Annotated in this window: 26 protein-coding genes and 2 pseudogenes; 14 read left to right on the forward strand and 14 right to left on the reverse strand. The window is 35.1% G+C overall.

Going from position 1 to position 21,799, the window contains the following annotated elements; translation table 11 throughout:
* Window positions 1-8: 8 nt before the first annotated feature.
* Both HRG09_RS04170 and HRG09_RS04175 read left to right on the forward strand, forming a co-directional pair.
* The gene (locus HRG09_RS04170; RefSeq protein ID WP_174099497.1) at window positions 9-911 is read left to right on the forward strand and encodes an ABC transporter ATP-binding protein; all 903 of its coding nucleotides are present in this window, start codon (window positions 9-11) and stop codon (window positions 909-911) included.
* Window positions 911-1,687: an ABC transporter permease gene (locus HRG09_RS04175; RefSeq protein ID WP_174099498.1), complete on the forward strand. Its 777-nt coding sequence runs from the start codon at window positions 911-913 to the stop codon at window positions 1,685-1,687. Before HRG09_RS04170 ends, HRG09_RS04175 begins: the two co-directional genes overlap by 1 nt.
* Before the next feature lie 33 nt (window positions 1,688-1,720).
* On the opposite strand, the gene HRG09_RS04180 is transcribed toward HRG09_RS04175, so the two are convergent.
* Window positions 1,721-3,178, reverse strand: a complete 1,458-nt coding sequence (locus tag HRG09_RS04180; protein WP_217447908.1) for an alanine/glycine:cation symporter family protein — start codon at window positions 3,176-3,178, stop codon at window positions 1,721-1,723.
* A 228-nt stretch (window positions 3,179-3,406) separates the two neighbouring features.
* Between HRG09_RS04180 and HRG09_RS04185 the strand changes: the two genes are divergently transcribed.
* Window positions 3,407-4,426, forward strand: a complete 1,020-nt coding sequence (locus HRG09_RS04185) for a CPBP family glutamic-type intramembrane protease (RefSeq protein WP_174099682.1) — start codon at window positions 3,407-3,409, stop codon at window positions 4,424-4,426.
* 56 nt (window positions 4,427-4,482) lie between these two features.
* Here HRG09_RS04185 and HRG09_RS04190 read toward each other — a convergent pair whose 3' ends face one another.
* Window positions 4,483-4,665 (reverse strand): DUF3913 family protein, encoded by a 183-nt coding sequence (locus HRG09_RS04190; RefSeq protein WP_174099499.1) that lies wholly within the window; start codon window positions 4,663-4,665, stop codon window positions 4,483-4,485.
* Window positions 4,666-4,761: 96 nt separating this feature from the next.
* Window positions 4,762-5,220: an Lrp/AsnC family transcriptional regulator gene (locus HRG09_RS04195; protein ID WP_174099500.1), complete on the reverse strand. Its 459-nt coding sequence runs from the start codon at window positions 5,218-5,220 to the stop codon at window positions 4,762-4,764.
* 123 nt (window positions 5,221-5,343) lie between these two features.
* Here HRG09_RS04195 and HRG09_RS04200 point away from each other — a divergent pair, with 123 nt between their 5' ends.
* The 3 genes from HRG09_RS04200 (at window position 5,344) to HRG09_RS04210 (ending at window position 6,851) form a co-directional block, all read left to right on the forward strand.
* Window positions 5,344-5,760, forward strand: coding sequence for a carboxymuconolactone decarboxylase family protein (locus HRG09_RS04200; protein ID WP_254610021.1), 417 nt, complete (start codon window positions 5,344-5,346; stop codon window positions 5,758-5,760).
* A 10-nt stretch (window positions 5,761-5,770) separates the two neighbouring features.
* A complete protein-coding gene (locus HRG09_RS04205) occupies window positions 5,771-6,340 on the forward strand; it encodes a cysteine hydrolase family protein (RefSeq protein ID WP_174099502.1) in 570 nt (189 codons plus the stop codon).
* A gap of 112 nt (window positions 6,341-6,452) precedes the next feature.
* Complete coding sequence (locus HRG09_RS04210; protein WP_174099503.1) at window positions 6,453-6,851, forward strand: SseB family protein; 399 nt, start codon at window positions 6,453-6,455, stop codon at window positions 6,849-6,851.
* A 116-nt stretch (window positions 6,852-6,967) separates the two neighbouring features.
* Here HRG09_RS04210 and HRG09_RS04215 read toward each other — a convergent pair whose 3' ends face one another.
* Window positions 6,968-7,885 carry a S66 peptidase family protein gene (locus HRG09_RS04215; RefSeq protein WP_174099504.1) on the reverse strand — a complete coding sequence of 306 codons (918 nt, stop codon included), beginning with the start codon at window positions 7,883-7,885 and terminating at the stop codon, window positions 6,968-6,970.
* A gap of 116 nt (window positions 7,886-8,001) precedes the next feature.
* On the opposite strand from HRG09_RS04215, the gene HRG09_RS04220 reads away from it, so the two are divergent.
* On the forward strand, window positions 8,002-9,099 hold the full coding sequence (locus HRG09_RS04220; protein WP_174099505.1) for an NAD(P)H-dependent flavin oxidoreductase: 1,098 nt from the start codon (window positions 8,002-8,004) through the stop codon (window positions 9,097-9,099).
* A 16-nt stretch (window positions 9,100-9,115) separates the two neighbouring features.
* Here HRG09_RS04220 and dltD read toward each other — a convergent pair whose 3' ends face one another.
* The 5 genes from dltD to HRG09_RS04245 all read right to left on the reverse strand — a co-directional run bounded on the left by dltD (window position 9,116) and on the right by HRG09_RS04245 (window position 13,434).
* The gene (gene dltD / locus HRG09_RS04225) at window positions 9,116-10,291 is read right to left on the reverse strand and encodes a D-alanyl-lipoteichoic acid biosynthesis protein DltD (protein ID WP_174099506.1); all 1,176 of its coding nucleotides are present in this window, start codon (window positions 10,289-10,291) and stop codon (window positions 9,116-9,118) included.
* Complete coding sequence (dltC, locus tag HRG09_RS04230; RefSeq protein WP_174099507.1) at window positions 10,288-10,527, reverse strand: D-alanine--poly(phosphoribitol) ligase subunit DltC; 240 nt, start codon at window positions 10,525-10,527, stop codon at window positions 10,288-10,290. The genes dltD and dltC overlap by 4 nt, the downstream gene beginning before the upstream one ends.
* A 70-nt stretch (window positions 10,528-10,597) precedes the next feature.
* Window positions 10,598-11,764 carry a D-alanyl-lipoteichoic acid biosynthesis protein DltB gene (gene dltB, locus HRG09_RS04235; RefSeq protein ID WP_174099508.1) on the reverse strand — a complete coding sequence of 389 codons (1,167 nt, stop codon included), beginning with the start codon at window positions 11,762-11,764 and terminating at the stop codon, window positions 10,598-10,600.
* The gene (gene dltA, locus HRG09_RS04240) at window positions 11,761-13,275 is read right to left on the reverse strand and encodes a D-alanine--poly(phosphoribitol) ligase subunit DltA (protein ID WP_174099509.1); all 1,515 of its coding nucleotides are present in this window, start codon (window positions 13,273-13,275) and stop codon (window positions 11,761-11,763) included. Before dltA ends, dltB begins: the two co-directional genes overlap by 4 nt.
* 12 nt (window positions 13,276-13,287) lie before the next feature.
* A complete protein-coding gene (locus HRG09_RS04245; RefSeq protein ID WP_003206349.1) occupies window positions 13,288-13,434 on the reverse strand; it encodes a teichoic acid D-Ala incorporation-associated protein DltX in 147 nt (48 codons plus the stop codon).
* 313 nt (window positions 13,435-13,747) lie between these two features.
* Between HRG09_RS04245 and HRG09_RS04250 the strand changes: the two genes are divergently transcribed.
* The 5 genes from HRG09_RS04250 to HRG09_RS04270 all read left to right on the forward strand — a co-directional run bounded on the left by HRG09_RS04250 (window position 13,748) and on the right by HRG09_RS04270 (window position 16,825).
* Window positions 13,748-14,926, forward strand: coding sequence for a M20 metallopeptidase family protein (locus HRG09_RS04250; RefSeq protein WP_174099510.1), 1,179 nt, complete (start codon window positions 13,748-13,750; stop codon window positions 14,924-14,926).
* 243 nt (window positions 14,927-15,169) lie between these two features.
* On the forward strand, window positions 15,170-15,328 hold the full coding sequence (locus HRG09_RS04255) for a hypothetical protein (RefSeq protein ID WP_174099511.1): 159 nt from the start codon (window positions 15,170-15,172) through the stop codon (window positions 15,326-15,328).
* Window positions 15,321-15,767: a flavodoxin gene (locus HRG09_RS04260; RefSeq protein ID WP_174099512.1), complete on the forward strand. Its 447-nt coding sequence runs from the start codon at window positions 15,321-15,323 to the stop codon at window positions 15,765-15,767. The genes HRG09_RS04255 and HRG09_RS04260 overlap by 8 nt, the downstream gene beginning before the upstream one ends.
* A gap of 23 nt (window positions 15,768-15,790) precedes the next feature.
* Window positions 15,791-16,564: a hypothetical protein gene (locus tag HRG09_RS04265; RefSeq protein ID WP_174099513.1), complete on the forward strand. Its 774-nt coding sequence runs from the start codon at window positions 15,791-15,793 to the stop codon at window positions 16,562-16,564.
* Between the two features lie 99 nt (window positions 16,565-16,663).
* Entirely contained in the window at window positions 16,664-16,825 is a 162-nt protein-coding gene (locus HRG09_RS04270) for a hypothetical protein (protein WP_174099514.1), read from the forward strand.
* On the opposite strand, the pseudogene HRG09_RS04275 reads toward HRG09_RS04270, so the two are convergent.
* A pseudogene (locus HRG09_RS04275) lies at window positions 16,822-17,731 on the reverse strand (aminoglycoside phosphotransferase family protein). The gene HRG09_RS04270 and the pseudogene HRG09_RS04275 sit on opposite strands and share 4 nt — an antisense overlap.
* Before the next feature lie 105 nt (window positions 17,732-17,836).
* On the opposite strand from HRG09_RS04275, the pseudogene HRG09_RS04280 reads away from it, so the two are divergent.
* A pseudogene (locus HRG09_RS04280) lies at window positions 17,837-18,359 on the forward strand (biotin transporter BioY).
* Window positions 18,360-18,435: 76 nt separating this feature from the next.
* Here the strand turns inward: HRG09_RS04280 and HRG09_RS04285 are convergent.
* The 3 genes from HRG09_RS04285 to HRG09_RS04295 all read right to left on the reverse strand — a co-directional run bounded on the left by HRG09_RS04285 (window position 18,436) and on the right by HRG09_RS04295 (window position 20,215).
* Window positions 18,436-18,585, reverse strand: coding sequence for a hypothetical protein (locus HRG09_RS04285; RefSeq protein ID WP_174099515.1), 150 nt, complete (start codon window positions 18,583-18,585; stop codon window positions 18,436-18,438).
* Between the two features lie 17 nt (window positions 18,586-18,602).
* Window positions 18,603-18,782 (reverse strand): 2-isopropylmalate synthase, encoded by a 180-nt coding sequence (locus HRG09_RS04290; protein WP_174099516.1) that lies wholly within the window; start codon window positions 18,780-18,782, stop codon window positions 18,603-18,605.
* A gap of 74 nt (window positions 18,783-18,856) precedes the next feature.
* Window positions 18,857-20,215, reverse strand: coding sequence for an MATE family efflux transporter (locus tag HRG09_RS04295; RefSeq protein ID WP_174099517.1), 1,359 nt, complete (start codon window positions 20,213-20,215; stop codon window positions 18,857-18,859).
* Between the two features lie 193 nt (window positions 20,216-20,408).
* Here HRG09_RS04295 and uppP point away from each other — a divergent pair, with 193 nt between their 5' ends.
* Window positions 20,409-21,203 carry a bacitracin resistance undecaprenyl-diphosphatase gene (gene uppP, locus HRG09_RS04300; RefSeq protein WP_174099518.1) on the forward strand — a complete coding sequence of 265 codons (795 nt, stop codon included), beginning with the start codon at window positions 20,409-20,411 and terminating at the stop codon, window positions 21,201-21,203.
* Between the two features lie 25 nt (window positions 21,204-21,228).
* On the opposite strand, the gene HRG09_RS04305 is transcribed toward uppP, so the two are convergent.
* Window positions 21,229-21,783 (reverse strand): thioredoxin family protein, encoded by a 555-nt coding sequence (locus HRG09_RS04305; RefSeq protein ID WP_174099519.1) that lies wholly within the window; start codon window positions 21,781-21,783, stop codon window positions 21,229-21,231.
* Between the last annotated feature and the right edge of the window lie 16 nt (window positions 21,784-21,799).

The following is a 21,799-nucleotide window of genomic DNA, read 5'->3' on the forward strand; positions in this document are numbered from 1 at the left end:
AACAATCATTGGGAAATGTAGTAGTAAAATTAGAAAACGTCCATAAAAAAATAGGAAAAAATGAAATTATTCGTGGTCTTTCATTTGAAGTTCGTGAAGGGGAAGTATATGGTTTTCTTGGACCAAATGGGAGCGGGAAAACGACGACAATTCGAATGATGACTGGTCTTATTGCAATGACAGAAGGCGATATAACGATTTGTGGTCATAGCATTCGTACAGAACGTGAGAGGGCGTTAGAACAGATTGGAGCGATTGTCGAGAATCCAGAATTATATGATTATATGACAGGAATGCAAAACCTAAAGCATTTTGCGAATATGGCAGTTACACCAATTAGTAAAGAGCGTATTGCTGAAATTGTAAAGCTTGTTGAATTAGAACATGCCATTCATAAAAAAGTGAAAACATATTCACTTGGGATGAAGCAACGTCTTGGAATTGCACAAGCACTTTTACATAACCCGAAAATTTTAATTTTAGATGAGCCGACGAATGGATTAGATCCAGCTGGTATTCGTCAAATTCGTGATTATTTACAACGATTAGCGAAAGAAAAAAATATAGCTGTTATTGTATCCAGCCATTTATTAAGTGAGATTGAATTGATGTGTGACCGCGTTGTTATCATTAAGAATGGGCAATTTGTACAAGCATATAACTTACATGAGCAAGCGAAGAATGATGAAACGGTTGCCGTAACTTTTGAGGTGGATCAAGTTCAGCGTGCAAATGAAGTGATTAAGGGTAAAGTACAAGGAAATGTCGTTGTTGCCTCTGTAACGAAAGATGAAATTCCACAACTTGTGAAACGACTTGTTCATGCGGATATTCTCGTATATGGCGTTACAGTGCAAAATAAAACATTAGAAGATGAGTTCTTAGCGATTACAGGGGGAGTGAAGGCGTAATGTTTAAATTAATTCAAAATGAATTGCTAAAGTTACATGCAAAAAAAGGTATGTATATATTGATAGGTGTGATCGCGGCGTTAGAAATTCTGGGTGCTTTTGTAATGGTGAAATGGGGAGAAGCGAAAGATCTGAAAGGAACCTATCTAGATTATGCGATGAGAGATACAGGTATAGTTATTTTATTTGCAGCAATCTTTGGTATTACCATTGCTTCACGTACGATTACTGATGAGTTCCAAAAAGGAACAATTAAGCAGTTGTTAATTCGCCCAAGAAAAAGAATTATGATTTTATTTTCTAAATATATTTCAGTTTTACTAGCAATGCTGTTTGTTATCGTTACAGGTACCTTAATCGCGATGGTTATTGGTGCAATCGTTATGGATGGTGGAAAAACAGAATTAACGCTAGGGGTATTGCTTAAAGGGATCCTATATAAACTTGTGTCTCCGTTCTTCTTTGCGACACTTGCCTTCTTCTTGGCAAATGTTTTTCGAAAATCAGTATTACCATTAATCATTGCACTGTTCCTATTCTTTTTGCAAGGAGCGATTAACATGATGCTCATGATGTTTGTTAAAGGAGTAGCTAAGTTTTTTGTATTCTTACATTTGGATTTAAGTATATATGATGGTAATAAACTAATTAGTGGAGGTGCTACACCACCATTTCCAGAATTTAATTTTACAACATCGTTATTGCTAGTACTTGCTTATTTTGTAGTATTACTCGTTACTTCAAGTGTATTATTCCAAAAACGTGATGTATTATAATAAAGAAAATCCCCGCTTTAACGGGGATTTTCTTTAACCAACTTTTTCTTCAGTTTTTTCACGTTCCCAGCACTCTGTGTTTTCTAAACCAGGAATGCTATCGGCGTAGAAGACAGGATCTTTTCCAGCTTCTTTTTGCTTCATATAATCTTTTAATGCTGCAAATGCGTATTTGCTTAAGAATATGATCGTAACTAAGTTGAAGATTGCCATAACGCCCATAAATAGGTCTGCTAAATCCCAAACAACTTGAATCGTTGCAACAGAACCTAGGAATACCATACCGATTACAGCAATGCGGTAAATCATAAGAGTTGTTTTACTTCCTTTTAGGAATTCGATATTTGTTTCACCATAGTAGTAATTTCCGATTAGTGAGCTGAAAGCAAATAAGAAGATTGCTACAGCGACAAAGATTGGTGCCCAAGGGCCAATATGCATTTTTAACGCTTCTTGTGTTAACTGGATACCATTTAAATCTGTTCCAGTATGAACATCTGATAAAAGGATAATAAAAGCAGTACAACTGCATATTAATAATGTATCTGTAAACACACCAAGTGTTTGAATGAAACCTTGTTTCACAGGGTGTGTTACGTTAGCAGTCGCTGCTGCGTTTGGTGCACTACCCATACCTGCTTCATTGGAGAATAATCCACGTTTTACGCCGAGTAACACAGCTGCACCAAAGCTACCGCCAGCAACTTCTTTTATGCCAAATGCGTGTGCTAAAATTTCTTTTACCATTTCTGGAACCAGTGTAATATTTGTCACCACTACAAATAGTGCAACTGCAACATAAATGATTGCCATAACCGGTACAATCATTTCTACAACACGCGCGATACGCTTTACACCACCGAAAATAACGACAGATAATAAGGCAGCTAATGAAAGTCCTACCAATTTTGGATCGACATGAAAAGCACCATCGAATGCAGATGTTACAGTGTTTGCTTGTACAGCGTTAAAGACAAGACCAAAACTAACTGTAATTAAAACAGAGAAAATCATACCCATCCAGCGTTTGTTTAACCCTTTTTCCATATAGTACGCTGGACCACCGCGGAATGCTTTACCGTCTTTAATTTTGTAGATTTGTGCAAGTGTACTTTCAACAAAAGCAGATGCTCCGCCAATCATAGCGATAAGCCACATCCAGAAGACAGCACCTGGTCCACCCATGGAAATAGCGATCGCAACACCAGCTAAATTACCAGTTCCAACACGTGATGCTGTACTCATACAAAATGCTTGGAATGAAGAAACGCCGTGTTTTTCTTTTTGTGCTTTACGTGTAGAAGGACTTGCGCCGTCACCTAGTAAACGGATCATCTCACGAATGTGACGGAACTGAACAAATCCAGCTCTTATTGTAAAATAGCAACCCACAGTAATTAATAATGCAATTAAAATATAACCCCATAAATATTCGTTTGTTGTTGTAATAAACTTATGAATCGGAGTAATGACATTTTCAAAGAAATCCATGTACGTAATCCTCCTTATTCTTATCATAATAATGTGTTTTTTGACGTTAAGTATAAAAACGACATTTATTATTTTAACAGAAAATCTTGCAAAGAGGAAATTTCAGAAATAGATTTCTTGTCCTATATTTTAATAGATATATATATTGAAAATAAATTGAGAAAAATAGGAAGAATTTTAATGATATTCATATTACAATGTAAATATATCATCTTGGAGGTGTTTTTTATTCAGTACGCATTTTCACGTATACGACTTCGTAGTTTTTTTGCATGGATGATTTTAGGAATGTTAGTAACGTTGTTGCCGCTTGCCTTTACCGGAGCTTCAGACAGTGTTATGGATGTTGCGATGCAAATTTCAGTTTTTTTTGTATTTCCACTACTCTGGTTATATGTAAAAACACGAAAAAATAATATTATATTTACTAGTTTCTTTGATAAATTGTCACGATTAAATTGGAAGTTAATCGTAGTTGCAACTATAATGGGAATGATTTTTTCATTTGGTGCATCTTTTATCCAATTTTACATACTAGCACATATTGTTCCTGACTTTCTCGTTGATATGCTGAATGATAATGGTGCAATTGATATGAGCAATATTTACACACAAATATTTAGTTTCATTTCAGCATGTATTTTTGCACCAATTATGGAAGAAGTCATTTTTCGAGGTTTCTTCTTGCAGCGTATGGCGTTTAAGTGGGGAATAAAACGAGCAGTAATTGTGTCTTCTCTTATTTTTGGTTTAGGGCATTTTGATATTGTGGGTGCTTTTATATTTGGCGTTGTGATGTGCCTTCTTTACATAAAAACGAAAAATATATGGACGAATATTGCTGTTCATGCATTGAATAATTGTATTGCAACTGTAATCCAATTAACGAGTGGTGAAGGAGCAAATGATGCCATTTCGATTGCTGAGTTACAAGGACAAAGTAATTTGTGGATTGGGCTCGTCGTGATTTTTATTAGTTTACTATGGTTAGTACCTTTTATTCGAAAGAATTGGCGAACTGTAAAAGAAGTGGGGGTACCACCTCTTCGTTTTATCAATGAAGATAAGGAAATCCTATCAGTATCGCAGCAAAATGAAACATATAGTCGGGTCGTGTTAACAGAGCGATTTATGGCTGTAGAATTGCCAGATGAAGCTGTGAATCAGCTTGGATTAGAAGAGAATGATTATGTGGCGGTTACGGTAGAGAATGATCAAATTGTTATAAAAAAGGCAGAACATCAATAAGGGTATAAGAAATGAAAAGCAGCAGCTCTCCGATATATTTGAGGAGAGCTGCTATTTTAATGGATCACAATTTCAACGTGGAAGTTGTTTCCGTTTTTTACATATTTAATATCTGTCACTGTACGAACAGCTTTTAAAATTTCCACCTTTTCCCCGATTCGAGGGATGGTGGGAACATTATCCCAAATACCAAGTAAATCATCTTCTTGAGTCGTCTTTTCGTAAAACCAAATTTTCAATGTAATGCCCCTTTCTCGAACTTTATGTATTTTAATACATAATAAAACATTTTTATTCTTTTTGTAAGGGGTTTTTTATGAAAATATGAATAAAAATTAATTTTGTTCTTCTGGAAAAATGTGTTCAATGTCAGGAGTAAGAGATACTTCTGATAATACGATATGAGAAACGGTTGTTGCATAGGAAGAAACATCATTAATAAATTCTTCAAGTTCCACTAATGAAGGAACAGAAATTTTAACGATATAACAAAGGCTTCCTGTTACGCGATAACAAAAACTTGCGGATGGATACGATTGAATGAATTGTTGCATGCGCGTTGTATCACCATTTTTTAAGGTGATTTCTAAAATGCAGTCTAAAACAAGTCCAGCTTTTTTATAATCAATATCAATTGTATATTTTTGAATGATTCCTTCACTTTCTAACTTACGAACACGTTCTGCAGTAGATGGGGCGGATAAGTTTACCCGTTTTGATAATTCCCTCATGGAAAGACGGCTATCATTATATAGTTCATTTAAAATTTTACGATCAATACGATCTAATTGCATTTGTAAATATACCTCCAATAAATTAATAATTTTTGTAAATAAAATATATAAATACAGATTCATATGAAATGTAAAAAGAACCTACTTTATTTTACAATAAAATAGAAAAGAATAGGGGGAGAAATGATGGAGAGAATTTCATTATCAGATGTAGGAGAAACAAAATTTCAAAAATTATTAGGACATCGTCCAGATATATTACAATCTTGGAGTGCTTTAGAAAGTACGTTATATGAAACCGGAACTCTTTCTGAAGAGTTAAAGGAGCAAGTGCGGAGAACACTCGCATTTGGAAATGAATGCCCGTATTGTATGGCAAAGGGAAAACCGAATGATGTACAAAAGGTAGAAGAGATTAGCACTGCTGTAACCTTTGCACATGTATTTGTACATAATCGTTCAGCGATAGATGATAAGATGTTTGATGTGTTAAAACAGTATTGGAGTGAGGCGGAGATTATAGAGCTTTGTGCATATATTTGTTTTATTACTGCTTCACAACAACTTGGATTTTTGTTTCAATTACAGCCAGTAGAGTAGGAGGTCAATGATGTCGAATCAAACAGCACTTATTATTATTGATGTGCAAAAAGCATTTGATCTTCCGTATTGGGGAGAACGAAATAATCCTTTAGCAGAAGAAAATATGAAACGTTTATTAGAAGGGTGGAGAAGAAGAGGGCTACCAATATTTCATATTCAGCATGTGAACAAAGAAAATGTAGAATCAATGTTTTATCAAAATGCAGAAACCACTCACTTTAAAGAAGAAGTGCAGCCATTACAAGGTGAAATCATTATTCAAAAGAGTGTTAATGGCGCATTCATTGAAACTGATTTAGAAAAGCAATTAAAAGAAAAAAACTGTGAGTCGATTGTTATTGTTGGATTAACCACGAATCACTGTGTAGAGACAACAACTCGTATGGCTGGCAATTTAGGTTTTTTAACGTATTTAGTAAGCGATGCAACAGCGACATTTAATCGAAAGGGACCAGACGGTGTACAATACTGTGCAGAGGAAATTCATAATATGACCCTTGTGAATCTACATGAAGAGTTTGCTACTATTGCTACAACATCGGGAATATTAGAGAAGGTAAGGAGGGGTCAGTTATAATTAATCATGATTGATACTATTTTAATAAAATATTTGAATAATTATGTAGAAAAAAATAAGAATATTTTGTATAATCAAAGTACAATCATTTTGAAAACAGGGGTGGCAGCATATGGAGCAAGTTCCAGTAAAGAAGATAGAAACAGTACTCGTTTTAGCAGAAGAAGATAAACAAAAACAAAAGGAATTTTATGAATTGCTATTAACAACTCATTTTTATGTTGCTGGATCTATTGAAGCGGATGATTCTGAATCAGAAGGAACACTTCGTTTGCGTTATTTCCAAGGAGAGGGTAGATGGATCGTACCGTTCTTTACACAATTAGAATTTGTGAAAGAAGTGTTGCCAGAAGAAACGCCCCTTATTACGATACGTGGAAAAGAATTATTTGAAAATCTAGATAAAGAAGCAACAGCGGTATTGAATGTTGGCACAAAGCTTAGCAAAACATTTATTCCGGAAGAAATTGCAGATATAGCATCTGGACGTATTTTTAATTATTATAAATAAAAAGTTGTGTTAGCCCTTTATAGGCAACTCGGCATAAGGGAACATAAAAAAAAAGGAAAAGCGATATATGCTTTTCCTTTTTTGTGTAAATGAAAAAGTGTATAGAAAATTGCTTTTTAGTTTGATATAAAATTCACACCGGAAGGAATAGAAAGTGTATTCTTTTCAGTGTCCATTGTAACAGTCACACCAAGAGGGATTCCGATATTCGGTTGTATATGTCCAATAGGAAGCCCAAATAATACAGGGATGTTGTAAGAAGCGAGAGAGTCATATAATATGTTTTGCAATGATAGAGATTGTTTTGAGGCTATACAATCATGGCAGCTTGTGAAGACAACTCCTGCACATTCCTGCAGTTTTCCTGCTAAGCGCAATTGGTTGAACATGCGATCAATGCGGTACGGCTCTTCTCCAACATCTTCAAGTAATACAATTTTATTTGCTGTATTGATTTCATAGGGTGATCCCAGTGTACTTACTAAAACTGTTAAATTCCCCCCTATTAATGGCGCAGAAACAATACAGGGAGGTGTAGTCGTGATACATTCTGCCCCGGGTAAAATAGTTGAATATGGGTGGAATAGTTGATTGAAAGAAGATAAGGAGGGAGGAGCGATCCCTTTTCCTAATTCTTCAATCATTGGTCCATGAAAAGTAACTAGTCCTGCATATTGTGAAAAAGCAATATGTAAAGCAGTAATGTCACTGTATCCCCAAAAAATTTTTGGATTATTTCGGATGAGCTCATATTGAATATAGGGAAGTAGACGGCCGCTTCCGTACCCACCTCTTGCGCAAAAAACGGCTTTGACTTTAGGAGTTGCAAATGCTTCATGTAAATCTTGAAGACGGATTGTATCATCCCCGGCGAGATAGCCGTATTTTTCGTAAACACTTTGACCAATTATTACGGATAGTCCCATTGTTTCTAATACTTTTTTTCCGGTAAGAACGTGCTCTAGTATTGGTGGCCCTGCTGGAGCAATAATCATTACCGTATCGCCTTGTTGCAAGGCATTTGGCTGAATCATGTCATCTCCTCCTTCACTTTCAATATATTCGTTTATAAGTAGTTCAATCCTTTTTGAAGAAGGAAAAGCTTGTTGAATCAAGAAGATATAAGATGACATAGGAAGGGAGAAGAACGATGTTTACAAGTAGAGTAACTGATATATTACAAATAAAATATCCAATTATTCAAGCAGGTATGGCAGGAGCGATTACAACACCAGAACTCGTTGCGGCTGTATGTAATTGTGGTGGACTTGGGACACTTGGGGCTGGTTATATGAGCCCAGAACAAATTCGTCAATCTATTGATAAGATACGAGAATTAACAGATAAGCCGTTTGCGGTTAATCTGTTATTGACGAAGGAAATACAAATTGACGAAGACAAAGTAGAAGCAGCTAGAAGTTTATTAGAGCCGATACGAAAAGAATTAGGTATAGATGAGCAGAATGAATCTTTGCAACTTCCGAAAAGTTATAAAGAACAACTGCAAGTATTAATAGAAGAAAAAGTACCAGTTGTCAGCTTTGCATTTCACACGTTAGAACAAGCAGAGATTGCACTATTGAAGAAAGAGGGTATAAAGGTAGTTGGAACAGCAACAAATGTGGCAGAAGCAAAGGTACTTGCTGAATTAGAAGTAGATGTAATTGTTGGACAAGGTAGCGAAGCTGGAGGACATCGCGGAACTTTTATTGGGAAAGAACAAGACTCTATGATTGGCACATTTGCACTAATTCCACAAATGGTAGCGGCTGTATCCAATATTCCAATTGTAGCCGCAGGAGGCATTATGAACGGACAAGGTGTTGTTGCAGCCTATGCATTAGGTGCAGAAGGCGTTCAACTAGGTACGGCATTTTTAACAAGTGAGGAAAGTATTGCACATGATGCACATAAAAAAGCGGTGCTACAGAGTACGGATACAAGTACACTTGTAACGAGATCGTTTTCTGGAAAGTATGCAAGGGGAATTCGAAATCCATTTATAGAGCAACATAAAGAAAAAGAAGAACGACTTCCAATGTATCCAGTGCAAAATGTATTAACTTCGAAAATACGCCAAGAAGCTGCAAAGCAAAATAAAGAGGAATATATGTCACTTTGGGCTGGGCAAGCTTCTTCGTTAGCAAGAAAAGGGTCAGCACAGCAAGTTATTGAACAGGTGATAGGAGAAGTAAAAGGCACAGTAGAAAAATTACAAAATCTATACACAAAAAGACCACTTGAATAATTCAAGCGGTCTTTTTTTAGTTTGCCTTATGAAATTGTTGAATGGCTTCGTCGATGTATACCCAGCCTTTCCAACCTAAGTGCATATGATCTTTTAAGAAATATTTATCATACTCGTGATTTGAGAAGTCAGCAATTGGATAGCCAGCTTGCTTAATTTGCTCATGAACTTTCTTGTAGTATAATTCGCGTCGTTCTTTTGGGAATCCAGCATAATCATACCAAGGGCCTTTTACAGGAACAGAGATGAAGAGTGGTTTTGCACCTGATTGTTTTAATAAATCAAGTACAATTTGTAAATCTTCATATTCTGGAGATTGGTCATAAGCATCATTTTTTAAGTAACCTTGTCGTTGCTTCAATTTCTTTTTAATTTTGCTATTGAAGTAATCATCTTCGATACCATATTCATTTGATTGAGATTCTAATTTACCAGTTTGATCTGCGTGTTTACGCGTTTCATTCCAGTTCATTTGTTTTAATGACGGATCGAGATTTTCTTTATGCGGTTTAATATTAAACATTGCTGTAAAGATGTCTTTACGATCTAAAATATTGCGGTAAAGATAAGCGAAAGGCTTTGCCGCAAGTGCTTTAATATTGTGCTTTGGATCATCATAGACAATACCTTCTAAAGATATTTTTAATAGCGTCTCTTTCTTTACAATCTCAAAGTTTAATAAGCGTTTTGCAATTTGTTTTTTCATTTCAGGCTTTAGATCATTATTGAAAAGGAAATGATAGCCTTGTTGTTTAGAAAAATTAGGTGCAAAGTGTGTTTCATCAATTCCTTGTGGTACAAACCATTGTGGTGAAAGGATAAAGACCATTTTCTTATCTTTTAATTGATCCATTGTAGATGCGAAGTTTAGCACATGGATCAGGTCTTGTGTTCCACCACGTCCAAGAAGGAATGGTGTGAATCCTTCAGGTTTTACTTTAAAGTAATTGGATGGATGAAAAGCATCCATTCTTGCAAATTCCGATGAACCATACATCGGAAGGTATTTCGGATCTTCTAACATTTTTTGCTGTAAAACCATACTTTGTATTTTTTCTTGTTTTAAAGAAGTTGCTGCTTGTTCTACTTTCTTATCACTTACAAGTGGAAGTAGGAAGCGTGTTGGAATAAGTAGGAATACAGCAAAAAGGGCCAATGCTAAGAGCATCGGTCCAAAAGTTGCTTTTTTCATCGGATTTCTTCCAACTTTTTAATAATCATGTTTGGTGTTGCCCACTCATCACGATCAAAATCAGAAATAGATACTTCGATATCTAGACGTTCTTGGAATTCTACTAATAAAGATACTGTAGCGAAAGAATCAAGGATACCTTCTTCAAATAATTGTACATCTAGATTTTCTTTTACAATATCATTTTCACAAACTTCTTCTAAAATATCTAATACTTGATCTTTGAATTCTGCCATTTTTAAAATCTCCTTTATATCCGAAATATGTTATGTGTAACTTCTTAACTGTAAGAAAAGAAGTTATTCATTAAAAGTATCTGTTAAGGTGACCAGAGAAGATAAGGAAACCGAAACATACAAAATGGAATGTAATTACAATCGCAAGAACATGCATGAATTTATTATTTGGCCAAAACTTATGCTTTTTGTTTTTTCGTTCGAAAATATCAAACAAAATAAACAGAGCTGCATGATATAGGCCGTAAATAATGTATTGATATACATGTTCACCTAAAATGTGCCAAATTCCCATAATGAAAAAGTTCAAAAATGCGCCGATATATGAAATCGTATATCGATTCTTAATTAACTTTTTCTTTGTTGCGAAAAAGACAAAGCGCATATAAATAAAGTCACGGAACCAGAAAGATAAGCTCATGTGCCAACGGTTCCAGAAGTCTTTAATATTACGGCTGATAAAAGGTTTATTAAAGTTTTCTGGTGTTTTAATACCCATCATATAACTGACACCGATTACAAATGCACTATAACCAGCAAAATCGAAGAATAGGTATAAACTGTAACTATACATATAAATAACATTAGATAAAAACGTATCTTGATTTGCAAATACTGCATCAACAAAATACTTCTGTAGTAAATAAGCAATTATAAATTTATACAGAAACCCTTGGAAAATACGGTTCATCCCTGTGTATAGTAATTTTTGATATTCTTCAGCACTTGGCGGTTTTTGAATATCTTTTTGGAATCTTCGATAGCGATCGATAGGTCCAGTCGAGATAGCAGGGAAGAATAAAACGAACTCCCAGAAATTAAAGAATGTGAACTCCTTAATTAAGTTATCACGAACTTCAAATACCATTTGTACTGCCCTGAATGTTACGTAGGACATACCAAGAAAAACAACAAATTTTAATTCAGGTACAAACGGTGCGATTTTTGCTAAGAATAGTGGTAAAATCGATAAAATAACAGCCATGTAAAACATGAACGTATTATTATTTTGTTTTCGTAATAGTAAATAGCCTTTAATCAGGATGTATTGCCAAATAATAAAGGCTGCTAACATCATTGCTTGCTTTGGTTTATCAGAGAAGATAATTGCAAGCATGACTAGCGTTAGAACGGCATTATATTTGCGCAACATTTTACCTTTTAATCCGGCTATAATAGTAGGTATTAATAAAATGCCCACTATGGCGAAAAAATAAAATGATCCATATGCGGTCATGCTGTAACCTCACTCAATAATTTTTTGCGATCTACCTTTCCATTCGGTGTCATTGGAATAGAAGGTTGATACATGAATTTTCTTGGAATCATGTAGTTTGGTAATCGCTCATTGAGTTCTTTTTTGATTGCAGATGTTAATTTGAATTCTTTTTCAAACGAATGCTCTCCTGGAACAACAACTGCTAATAAGTAATCGTATTTCTCACCTTTTTTAATCGGAATTACGACAGCTCCTTCTACATAAGAGCAACCGCGAAGGTGATGTTCGATTTCTTCTAATTCCATTCGATAACCATGTAATTTAATTTGGAAATCAAGACGACCATTATAGAAAAGGAGACCATTTTCTACATAGCCAGCATCACCTGTTTTATAGGCACGTTCGCCATCAATAACTGTGAATGCTTTTTCTGTTAATTCAGGGCTTCCTAAATAGCCAACACTTACGCTTGGACCAACAATTACGATTTCACCTTTCTCACCATCTGGTGCAATCGTACCATCTTCTTTCATAATAAGAATACGGCAATCAGATTTACAGTAACCAACTGGAAGTGATTGATATGTATCAACGACTTCTTGTGTAACATGAATGCCGGTTACAGCTACAGTTGCTTCTGTTGGACCATACGTATTCATAATTGCAGCTTTCGGGAAGCGTTCAATTAGTTTTCTTGCTACGTCATTTGATAATACTTCACCACAGAATAAGAATGTTTTCATGTTCGGCAGCATACTTTCAGAGAAAGATGGCTCCATTAAACACATTTCTGCAAAAGATGGTGTGGATGTCCATACTTGTACATCAGATTGTTCTAAAGAAGCAAATAAGTCTTTTGGACGTGCAATCATATCTTTATCAATTGCCCAAAGCGTACCACCTGTTACTAATGATGGGTAAACATCCATCACAGATAGATCAAAGGAGAAAGGTGCTTGGTTTAAGAATACTTGTCCCGTTTGTAAGTTGAAATCTTGGGTAGCCCATTTTGTAAAGCTTACAAGACAATTGTACGTGATTTGTACACCTTTTGGATTACCTGTGCTCCCTGACGTATAAATAATGTAAAAGTTTTCATCATCTTTTACAGCATGTGCAGGGTTGGGTGTTTCTCCTTTATGAGTAAAGAGAATATCTTTTAAGTTGTTTTCAGATATGATGCGAACTGGTAAATCGGTTACTGACACTTCTACTGGTGATAGAAGTAATTTCGCACCAGAACTTTCAGCAATACGCTGTACACGATCAGTTGGAATAGATAAATCTACTGGAATGTAAGCATGTCCAGCTTTGACACACCCTAAAAAGCTAATGATCATCTCAGGCTGCATATGGCCATATACCATAATTGGTGAGCGATCATCTGCATACTCAGAAGAAATCCAATGTGCTAACGCATCAGAGTCTTCCTTTAATTGTCTGTACGTAATTTTCGCATCTCGCCAAACGAAAGCGGTTTGGTCAGGAGTTTCAACTGCCCACTTTTCGATTTGTTCTAATAACTTCATAACGTTCCCACCCTAAAATTCATTGTAAATAAATGTGCTTGTGTTTGTATCATGGAAACCATACAACCAAAGCAAAGCAAACAAAATTGCAAGGTAATAAAAAGTTTTTGCAAACCATTGTGTGAGTGGTCGAGACCATATCTCTTTTAATCTTTCCATGTCTTTCCCTCTCTTATGAAATAATAACTGTTTGTAGGTATCATATCCTACATCTTTGTGAAAAAAAACAAAATTCCACATTTTAGGTAAATATAAGACAAAAAGGCTCTTTTTTGATAGTAGCACTAAATACTAAAAAAGAAAATCCCTAACTTAGCAATTATATTACATTCTGTATGAATTTGTAATGGGTTTGTCTTTTTTTAATAAGTAGGGAATGTATAAGTCTATTTTATAAATGAAAATCTCACAAGGAAATGGAATTATCACAGTGAAATAAGAAATGTGAAGAGTGAAAAGGAGGTTGGCAGGAATGGAGTATGTAAGCAAAGGATGGCAGAAACATGTGTCAGAGGAAAATATTATAAAGTGGCGGAGGCATCTTCACCAATTTCCTGAACTATCATTCCAAGAAGAAAAAACTTCACAATTTATATATGATACATTGTGTTCATTTGCAGCTTTTGAGGTGACAAGACCGACACCATACAGTGTGATGGCAAAGAAAAAAGGGAATAAGGATGGAAAAGTAGTAGCAATTCGTGCAGATATGGATGCCTTGCCAATTCAAGAAGAGACATCTAAAACATATGCCTCGGTTATGCCAGGAGTTATGCATGCATGTGGACATGATGCACATACAGCTATTTTATTAGGTGCAGCAGAAGCCATAGGGAATATGAATGAGAATTGGGATGGGGAAATTCGCCTTTTATTTCAACATGCCGAAGAAGTATATCCTGGCGGTGGGCAGGAAATGGTGAAAGCTGGTGTCATGGACGGTGTGGATTATATTATTGGCTTGCATGTTATGTCTGGGTTAGAAACAGGCAAGATTGGGATTGTATATGGGCCGATGATGGCTGCCCCCGATGTATTTACAATAGAAGTAAAAGGAAGAGGGGGACATGCTGCTAGGCCGGAAGAAACGATAGATCCGATAGCAGTTGGTGCACAAATCATTACAAACTTACAACATATTGTATCTAGAAATACAAGCGCTTTTATGCAAAGAGTTGTTTCTGTAACACAATTTCATGGAGGAACAGCGGATAATATTATTCCAAGTACAGCATATTTGATGGGAACAGTCCGCTCTTTCGATCAAACTTTGAGGAAAGAAGCGGAGGAGAAGATTGAGAAAATTGTTAGAGGGATTATAGAGGCACATGGTGCAACGTATACGTATACATATCGTTATGGATATGACCCAGTAATCAATGATACATTTATTACAAAAATAGTAGAAGAAAGTGCGATAGAGTTGTTTGGAAAAGATAGAATTGTAAAACTTGCTCCTTCAATGGGAGGGGAAGATTTTTCTGCATATTTAAGAAAAGCTCCAGGTTGTTTTATTAAATTAGGAACTGGAAATACGAAAATTAAGACTTGTTATCCCCATCATCATCCAAAATTTGATGTGGATGAATCAGCTTTAATTGACGGTGCAAAGTTATTTTTACAAGCGACAATGAATTTACTAAAAGCTTAACAATAAAAAAAAGCAACTGCGATTAACGCAGTTGCTTTTATTTCTTTCCGTTAGAGAGGGCTGAGAAAGAACTATGCTCATTTATAGTATATGAATAGTTGGCGGACAAGCTTGTACCTTTTCATTATTTTTTTAAAAATAGGTATTGACTTTGATAATCATTTTCAATTAATCTAGTTGTATAGTTGAAATTGATAATTATTATCAACGAAATAGACAGATAAAAGAATGGGTAAGGGAGAGATGAGGAAAGCATTTCGCCTTGGACAGAAAGAATTTAAAGATGAAGATAAATATATAGAATGGCAACGAAATGTAATTCGTGCTGAATATGTAGATGAGAAGAAAACAAATAAAACAGAAAAAGATATACATAATCAAGGGAGAGAGTCAGTTGAATAAGTTAGTAATGATTTTTGCAAGTATGAGTGGAAATACAGAAGAGATGGCTGATCATATTGCTGGAGCAATTCGTGAGACAGGAAATGAGATTGAAGTAATTGATATCATGGATACACCAAAAGCTTCTATGCTAGAAGAATATGATGGAATTATTTTAGGAGCATATACATGGGGAGATGGTGACCTTCCTGATGATTTCTTAGATTTTTATGATGAAATGGAAGAAATTCAATTAGCAGGTAAAAAAGCGGCAGTATTTGGATCTTGTGATTCTGCTTATCCAAAATACGGAGCAGCTGTTGATATTTTAGAAGAAAAGTTACGAGAGCGCGGTGCTGAAGTTGTACTGGAAGGCTTAAAAGTAGAATTAACGCCGGAAGATGAAGATGTAGAGAACTGCCTTCAATTTGGTGCTGAATTTGTAAAACACCTTTCTTAATGGCGAGAGGGAGATGAAGATGGGTGCAGGGGAAAATATCAATTAAAACGATGACAGATTATCATTTATATGATTTTATGCGTTGTCCACATAAGTTTTATTTTCGCCATATAAAAAGAAGAGAACCTTCTTCATTTGAATGGCAACAAATGGTGCAAGTGGTTGTAAATCAAATTATTTGTCACTATTACACATCACCAGCAGAAAAACAAACGACAGTGCGCCTGTTAGAACTATTAGAAAGACATTGGAGTAAAGTGCGTATTGGAATGTTCTCTTCTAAAGCCGAATACTATATTGTTCTTGCAAAGCTAACGGACCATCTATTACAGTTTGTAAAAAATGATGCAAGTAAAACACCGCCTTTATTTTTATATGAAAAATTACAAACATATATGGAAGATTTAGGTGTGAATATCTCATTAACATTTGAAGTTGGTGAATGGTCCGCGCAATCGTTTGTAATTAAAAAGTATGTTGTTGATGCAAATGAAGAGATGCGGGCTCTTTGTCAGAAGCTAATGGCTGTTTTTAGTTATAAAGCTTTCGGAGTTCTCCCTGAAAAAATTGAAATTGTTAATTTAATAGAAGGAACTAGGTATAGCTATGTTCCAAAAGAGAAAGATATGATAGATGGAATGGACGATTTATATAGGATGAAAGAGATGTTACAGCAACCAGAACATTACACAGAACGTACAGTTCGCTCTGAATGTAATGGCTGTGCTTTTCGGAATGAATGTAAAGTAGATGAAGAGCAAGAGACACCTAATTATAGAGATTCTATATTACATTAAAAGGATGCAAAATTGCATCCTTTTTATTATTGACATGAAAAGCTTTTCATCATTTACGGTATATATGTAGGGAAAACTTCGTAATGGGAGGGTCAATTCATGACAAATGAAGTGAAGGTGTTTCAATGGTTAAAGGAACAACAGGCTCCTTTCTCTATTCAATTGCAAATTTTGCAGGCTTTTCAAATGTATAAATTAATTGTAGAAATGGATAAAAAGTTAATGATGTATGAGGAAAAAGAGAGTCGGGAAAGAAGTTAATTCGTTCCCTGAAGTATGGTTTGTAAATGCTTTAGATTCTTTTTTTATTTCCCGTTCATTATTTGTTTCAAAGCCATTAACAAGACCGTGAAGCAATGGACTGTATTGGTAAAATTGAATGATCCGCTTAAAGAAAGATGAATCATGATGGGGAGTGAGGTTGCAGTATTGTTTATATATGTCATTTGTAAACCCACTACCAAAATCGTTATATAATCCAGCAAAGTCAAAGGCAGGATCTCCAATTCGGGCATCACCAAAATCGATAATACCAGCAATGCTTCTCTTCTCCTCATCAAATAAAATGTGATGATGTGTAAAGTCAGCGTGGATCATGGTTCTTTTGAAATCAGATGCATGTATATGTTCAAAAAAAACCTCGAATAAACAATCAAAAATTTTTCTTTCTAACGATGTAAGTGTGTGTGCGAGATAATCGTGTAATTTCATTTGAATCTGTTGCCAATATGAGATAGGCTTCTCAGCAGCAAACTCCCATTTTACAGCATCTTCTATCGGGATGGTATGTAAAGAAGCGAGAAAGGTAGCAAGTTGCGTGATAACTGTTTCTCGTTCTGTTGCAGTTAATCTTTCTATTGTTTGTGTTGTTAAGGGCTCTCCATGAATGAGTTTATAGTAACTACAAAATGGAATGAAATCTGATTCGCTCCTATATAAAACACGGTACTGGGGGACTTCTATCTCTTGTAATGAATGAGAAAGGAATTCGCATAGTTGTTTTTCGAGAGGTATTCGCTCTGCATATTCGGATTTACGTGGGAAACGGAAGAGCCATTCATTATTAATAATAATCGCTACATTATCCCATCCATTCTCATTTTGTTCATAAGAGTGTATGGTGGTATTCGGTAGTGCTTGTTGTATATATTGCCTGTAAGAGTACATATGATTTTCCTCATTTCTCCTTTAGATCAGTTAGGTTAATGTCATAATAACAGAATTTTCTTTCTTTGTGGTAAAATAATATTAATGATTGAATAGAGAGGGTGCATGATGCGAAAGAAAAACAAAAAGATGGCAATGCTGATATTGTTCGTTTGTGTTTTGTTTTTAGGAATGTATAAAATTCAAGCTTTTGCGAAATTCAAGCCGAAAAGTCAGTATCAAATATCTGAGAGATTAAAGAGAAAAGAAGTACAACAGTTAACCTTTGGTGAAAAGAAGAGAATAGGCGAGTATCTTATTACAGCGCAATTATCTGTCTTTGCTATTCAGGATAAAGAGGAGATAAAAAAGATAGGAATGGAAATATTTGAGGAAGATAGTGAAGAGAGCGGTTATGAACAATTAATGAAGAAATTATTATCCGAATCGTTTTCATACTTTAGAGTATAAATTTTCTAATGAAGAAATATGTGAAGAATCAGGTGAAACCTTTACTTATTATGCCATAGCTTATGTTTCAGGTATTGAGAATGGTAAGAGAGAGGAGATGAGTTTAAATTATAAAATGAGGATTGTAAAAGAAAATCATATATTCAAGATCGCAGAGCAGCGGCAATATGTAGAATGAAACGTCCCCAAAGGCTGGGGGCGTTTTCGTTTTTACAGTATGCCAACAGAAGCAAACACTTATAAGGAAGGGACATTCATAGGTTTTCGTTTTGTTGTCCAATTTCTTTTTTTGCGATTTCTAAATTTCCTTGTTCTACTTGTTTATGCACATTTACAGAATCACCTGCATATCCTTTTTGTGTTTTAACAACTCTTTTAGAAAAGAGTGAGGATTGTTTTGCCATATATAATTCCCCTTTCATTAAAAGTAGACAAAAATAATGAGTACAAGTAATATTGCTCCGAAAATACCAATTCCAATTAAGAATGAAGTTGAAGTATTTTTATATTGAGGTGGTTTATGAACATCTTGCCTGTATCCAGGTGAGATTTCAGGAGCAAACTCCTCGTCATAGTGCTGCTTTTGTTTCTTTTCATCCATAGATTTACACCTTTCTTTTTCTTTATGTTACACGTTTAATGAGGAACTATGCATGAAGAAAAAAGCCACTATGATTAGTGACTTTCTTGCGATGTATATTTACGTTGTACTTGAAAGAGACGAATAAGTAAGAAGGTAGCTCCAAATGCAAGTCCGATAATAAGACCAATCCAATAGCCTTTCGCTGCCCAAGAAGTATAGGTTGCCAATATATACCCGAGCGGTAGACCGATAATCCAGTAGGCAATAAGTGTCATAATGAGAGCCATATTCACATCTTTATAACCGCGGAGTGCCCCTTGTACGGGAGTAGCAATTGCATCTGAAATTTGAAATAAAATGGCGAAAATGAGAAATTCTTTTGCCAAATCATGAACAGCAATATCTGTTGTATAAATAGAAGCAATTTGATCGTCAAAGAAAAAAAGTAGGATAGAATATAATAAGGCAAAAGCAAGCGCCAAACCAATTCCAATAAAACTATATTGTTTTGCATTTGTATAGCGATTTGCTCCAACTTCAAAACCAACCGCAATTGTCATAGCCATTGCTAAACTTAAAGGTGTCATATATAAAAGTGAAGCAAAGTTCATAGCTGCTTGATGCGCAGCAATTGTTGTTGTATTAAAATTACTCATCATAAGTGTAACGGCAGCGAAAATACTCGTTTCAAAAAAGATGGCAAACCCGATAGGCACCCCAAGTTTTAATAATTCTCTCCAGGATGAAATACAAAGTTTGTATAAGCGCCTGAAGATACCAAAAGATGCAAATGGTTCTTTCGTACAGATAATAATAATGGTAATAAATAAAATGCACCAATATGTTGCAGTAGAAGCAATTGCCGCACCAACGCCTCCTAGTTTTGGAAAACCGAAATGACCAAAAATAAATACATAGTTTAAAATGACATTAATAGGTAAGGAAAGCAGTGTAATAATCATTGTTGTACGCGTTTTTCCTAATGCATCAATAAAACCACGCAATACAGTATAGACAAATAAAGGAATGATACCAATTGAAATAATACTTAAAAATTGAGAAGCGATATGTTCAACAGGTTCTTCTAAATGCATACCCTTTAAAATTGGTGAAACGGCAAAGGTACCGATGAGAATAACAAGTAAACTAACCCCAATTGCTAAATATACGGCTTGTATTACGATATGAGGAACAGCCTTTTTTTGTTTTGAGCCAACAAGCTGAGCAATAATAGGAGTAGTAGCCATTAAGATTCCTGTTAATCCAGTACTAACTGGAATCCATACACTTGTTCCAATTGCGACGCCTGCTAAATCAGTAGGACTTGCATGCCCTGACATTGTGGTATCAAAAAAACTCATTGCAAATAAAGACATTTGCGTCACAAAAATCGGAAAAAATAGTAATACAAATTGTTTTATTTTTTGTAAGAATGTATTTGTTTCTTTCATAAAAGCTCCTTTCTATGTAGGACCAAACTCTTTCTATCATACAATTTAACAAGAAAATAGAAAAGAAATACACATACGTGAGTGCATTGTTATATTTTGAAAGAATGAAAAAAAAGATGCACTTTGGAAAAGGATAAGGTATTATGATAAGGTGTGAAAAAAGTACATATAAGGTATTAAGGAGGCACTATTTGTGGCTGATTGGTTAATTGGTTTAATCATGGGAGCTGTTGAAGGATTAACGGAGTTTTTGCCGGTTTCATCAACAGGACATATGATTTTAACAGGACATTTAATTGGATTTGAAGATGATAGAGCAAAAGTATTTGAAGTTGTCATCCAATTAGGATCGATTTTAGCAGTTGTTGTTGTATTTTGGAAACGTTTATGGTCATTAGTTGGAATTGGAAAAGTAACAGAAGGACCATCTTTAAACTTATTACATATCATTATTGGTATGATTCCAGCAGGGGTACTTGGTGTGTTATTCCATAGTACAATTAAAAAAGTTTTATTTGGACCAGGACCTGTTGTTATTAGTTTAATCGTTGGTGGTATCTTAATGATTGTTGCTGAGAAGTTTTCAAGACCAAGTACAGCAAAAACATTAGATGAAATTACGTATAAACAAGCGTTTACAATTGGTATGTTCCAATGTTTAGCGTTATGGCCAGGATTTTCACGTTCTGGATCTACAATTAGTGGTGGATTACTAGCTCGTGTATCTCACACAGCAGCAGCTGAATATACATTTATTTTAGCGGTACCGATGATGGTTGCAGCGTCAGGGTTAGATTTAATTAAGAGCTGGGACGTATTAAGTTCAGCGGATATCACATTGTTTGCAACTGGCTTTATTACAGCTTTCCTTGTAGCAATGCTTGCGATTGTTTCATTCTTAAAATTATTAGCTCGTGTAAAGTTAACACCATTTGCTTATTATCGCTTTATTTTAGCAGCGGTGTTCTATTTCTTCATTATGCGATAAAAAAAACTGCCATTTGGCAGTTTTTTTATTTTACGATTTTTTTAATCATATCTTCCATGACATATTCCCAAAGTGAAGTGTCATCAGCTAATGTAGCGCGGAAATTTGCATACATTTCTTTCTGTTTTTCTTCGAATTGTGGGTCATCTTTTTCAGGTAATGTAGCACGCATAGAAGTGACTAATTCTTGTACTTTTGGAGCGCGTGGCCCCCATACTGCTTGTTCTTTTCCATCTTTATCAATGAAAATAAAGATTGGAATAGCACGAGCTGTTCCGTTTGTTAAGTATTGATCCATTAATTCTAGGTTGTCATCACGGATCAATAATTTCATATCAATATTTGCAACCTCGCAAATTCGCTTCATAACTGGTACGCATAGAAGGGCATCACCGCACCAGTCAGCTGTTAATACGATAACGCGCCATCCATCATGTTGACGCTCCTCTAAAACAGGCAATAATTCATTCGGAATTAAAAAGTTATTATAAATATGTAGTAATTCGTATTGGTTTACAGTCATGTTATTTACGTATGTATCAAAAGACATACCTTTATCGGCCCATTGTTGTAATGTCATATGTAACACCTCTTTT

It is taken from the genome of Bacillus sp. Xin1 (assembly GCF_013314535.1).
Taxonomy (GTDB): Bacteria; Bacillota; Bacilli; order Bacillales; family Bacillaceae_G; genus Bacillus_A.

What these genes read in the sequence shown, in the direction of transcription:
- HRG09_RS04175 (WP_174099498.1), top strand. Translation starts at nt 911, where the DNA reads ATGTTTAAATTAATTCAAAATGAATTGCTAAAGTTACATGCAAAAAAA.
- HRG09_RS04180 (WP_217447908.1), bottom strand. Translation starts at nt 3,178, where the DNA reads ATGGATTTCTTTGAAAATGTCATTACTCCGATTCATAAGTTTATTACA.
- HRG09_RS04195 (WP_174099500.1), bottom strand. Translation starts at nt 5,220, where the DNA reads ATGCAATTAGATCGTATTGATCGTAAAATTTTAAATGAACTATATAAT.
- HRG09_RS04200 (WP_254610021.1), top strand. Translation starts at nt 5,344, where the DNA reads ATGATGGAGAGAATTTCATTATCAGATGTAGGAGAAACAAAATTTCAA.
- HRG09_RS04205 (WP_174099502.1), top strand. Translation starts at nt 5,771, where the DNA reads ATGTCGAATCAAACAGCACTTATTATTATTGATGTGCAAAAAGCATTT.
- HRG09_RS04210 (WP_174099503.1), top strand. Translation starts at nt 6,453, where the DNA reads ATGGAGCAAGTTCCAGTAAAGAAGATAGAAACAGTACTCGTTTTAGCA.
- HRG09_RS04215 (WP_174099504.1), bottom strand. Translation starts at nt 7,885, where the DNA reads ATGATTCAGCCAAATGCCTTGCAACAAGGCGATACGGTAATGATTATT.
- HRG09_RS04220 (WP_174099505.1), top strand. Translation starts at nt 8,002, where the DNA reads ATGTTTACAAGTAGAGTAACTGATATATTACAAATAAAATATCCAATT.
- dltD (WP_174099506.1), bottom strand. Translation starts at nt 10,291, where the DNA reads ATGAAAAAAGCAACTTTTGGACCGATGCTCTTAGCATTGGCCCTTTTT.
- dltC (WP_174099507.1), bottom strand. Translation starts at nt 10,527, where the DNA reads ATGGCAGAATTCAAAGATCAAGTATTAGATATTTTAGAAGAAGTTTGT.
- dltB (WP_174099508.1), bottom strand. Translation starts at nt 11,764, where the DNA reads ATGACCGCATATGGATCATTTTATTTTTTCGCCATAGTGGGCATTTTA.
- dltA (WP_174099509.1), bottom strand. Translation starts at nt 13,275, where the DNA reads ATGAAGTTATTAGAACAAATCGAAAAGTGGGCAGTTGAAACTCCTGAC.
- HRG09_RS04245 (WP_003206349.1), bottom strand. Translation starts at nt 13,434, where the DNA reads ATGGAAAGATTAAAAGAGATATGGTCTCGACCACTCACACAATGGTTT.
- HRG09_RS04250 (WP_174099510.1), top strand. Translation starts at nt 13,748, where the DNA reads ATGGAGTATGTAAGCAAAGGATGGCAGAAACATGTGTCAGAGGAAAAT.
- HRG09_RS04255 (WP_174099511.1), top strand. Translation starts at nt 15,170, where the DNA reads ATGAGGAAAGCATTTCGCCTTGGACAGAAAGAATTTAAAGATGAAGAT.
- HRG09_RS04270 (WP_174099514.1), top strand. Translation starts at nt 16,664, where the DNA reads ATGACAAATGAAGTGAAGGTGTTTCAATGGTTAAAGGAACAACAGGCT.
- HRG09_RS04285 (WP_174099515.1), bottom strand. Translation starts at nt 18,585, where the DNA reads ATGGCAAAACAATCCTCACTCTTTTCTAAAAGAGTTGTTAAAACACAA.
- HRG09_RS04290 (WP_174099516.1), bottom strand. Translation starts at nt 18,782, where the DNA reads ATGGATGAAAAGAAACAAAAGCAGCACTATGACGAGGAGTTTGCTCCT.
- HRG09_RS04295 (WP_174099517.1), bottom strand. Translation starts at nt 20,215, where the DNA reads ATGAAAGAAACAAATACATTCTTACAAAAAATAAAACAATTTGTATTA.
- HRG09_RS04305 (WP_174099519.1), bottom strand. Translation starts at nt 21,783, where the DNA reads ATGACATTACAACAATGGGCCGATAAAGGTATGTCTTTTGATACATAC.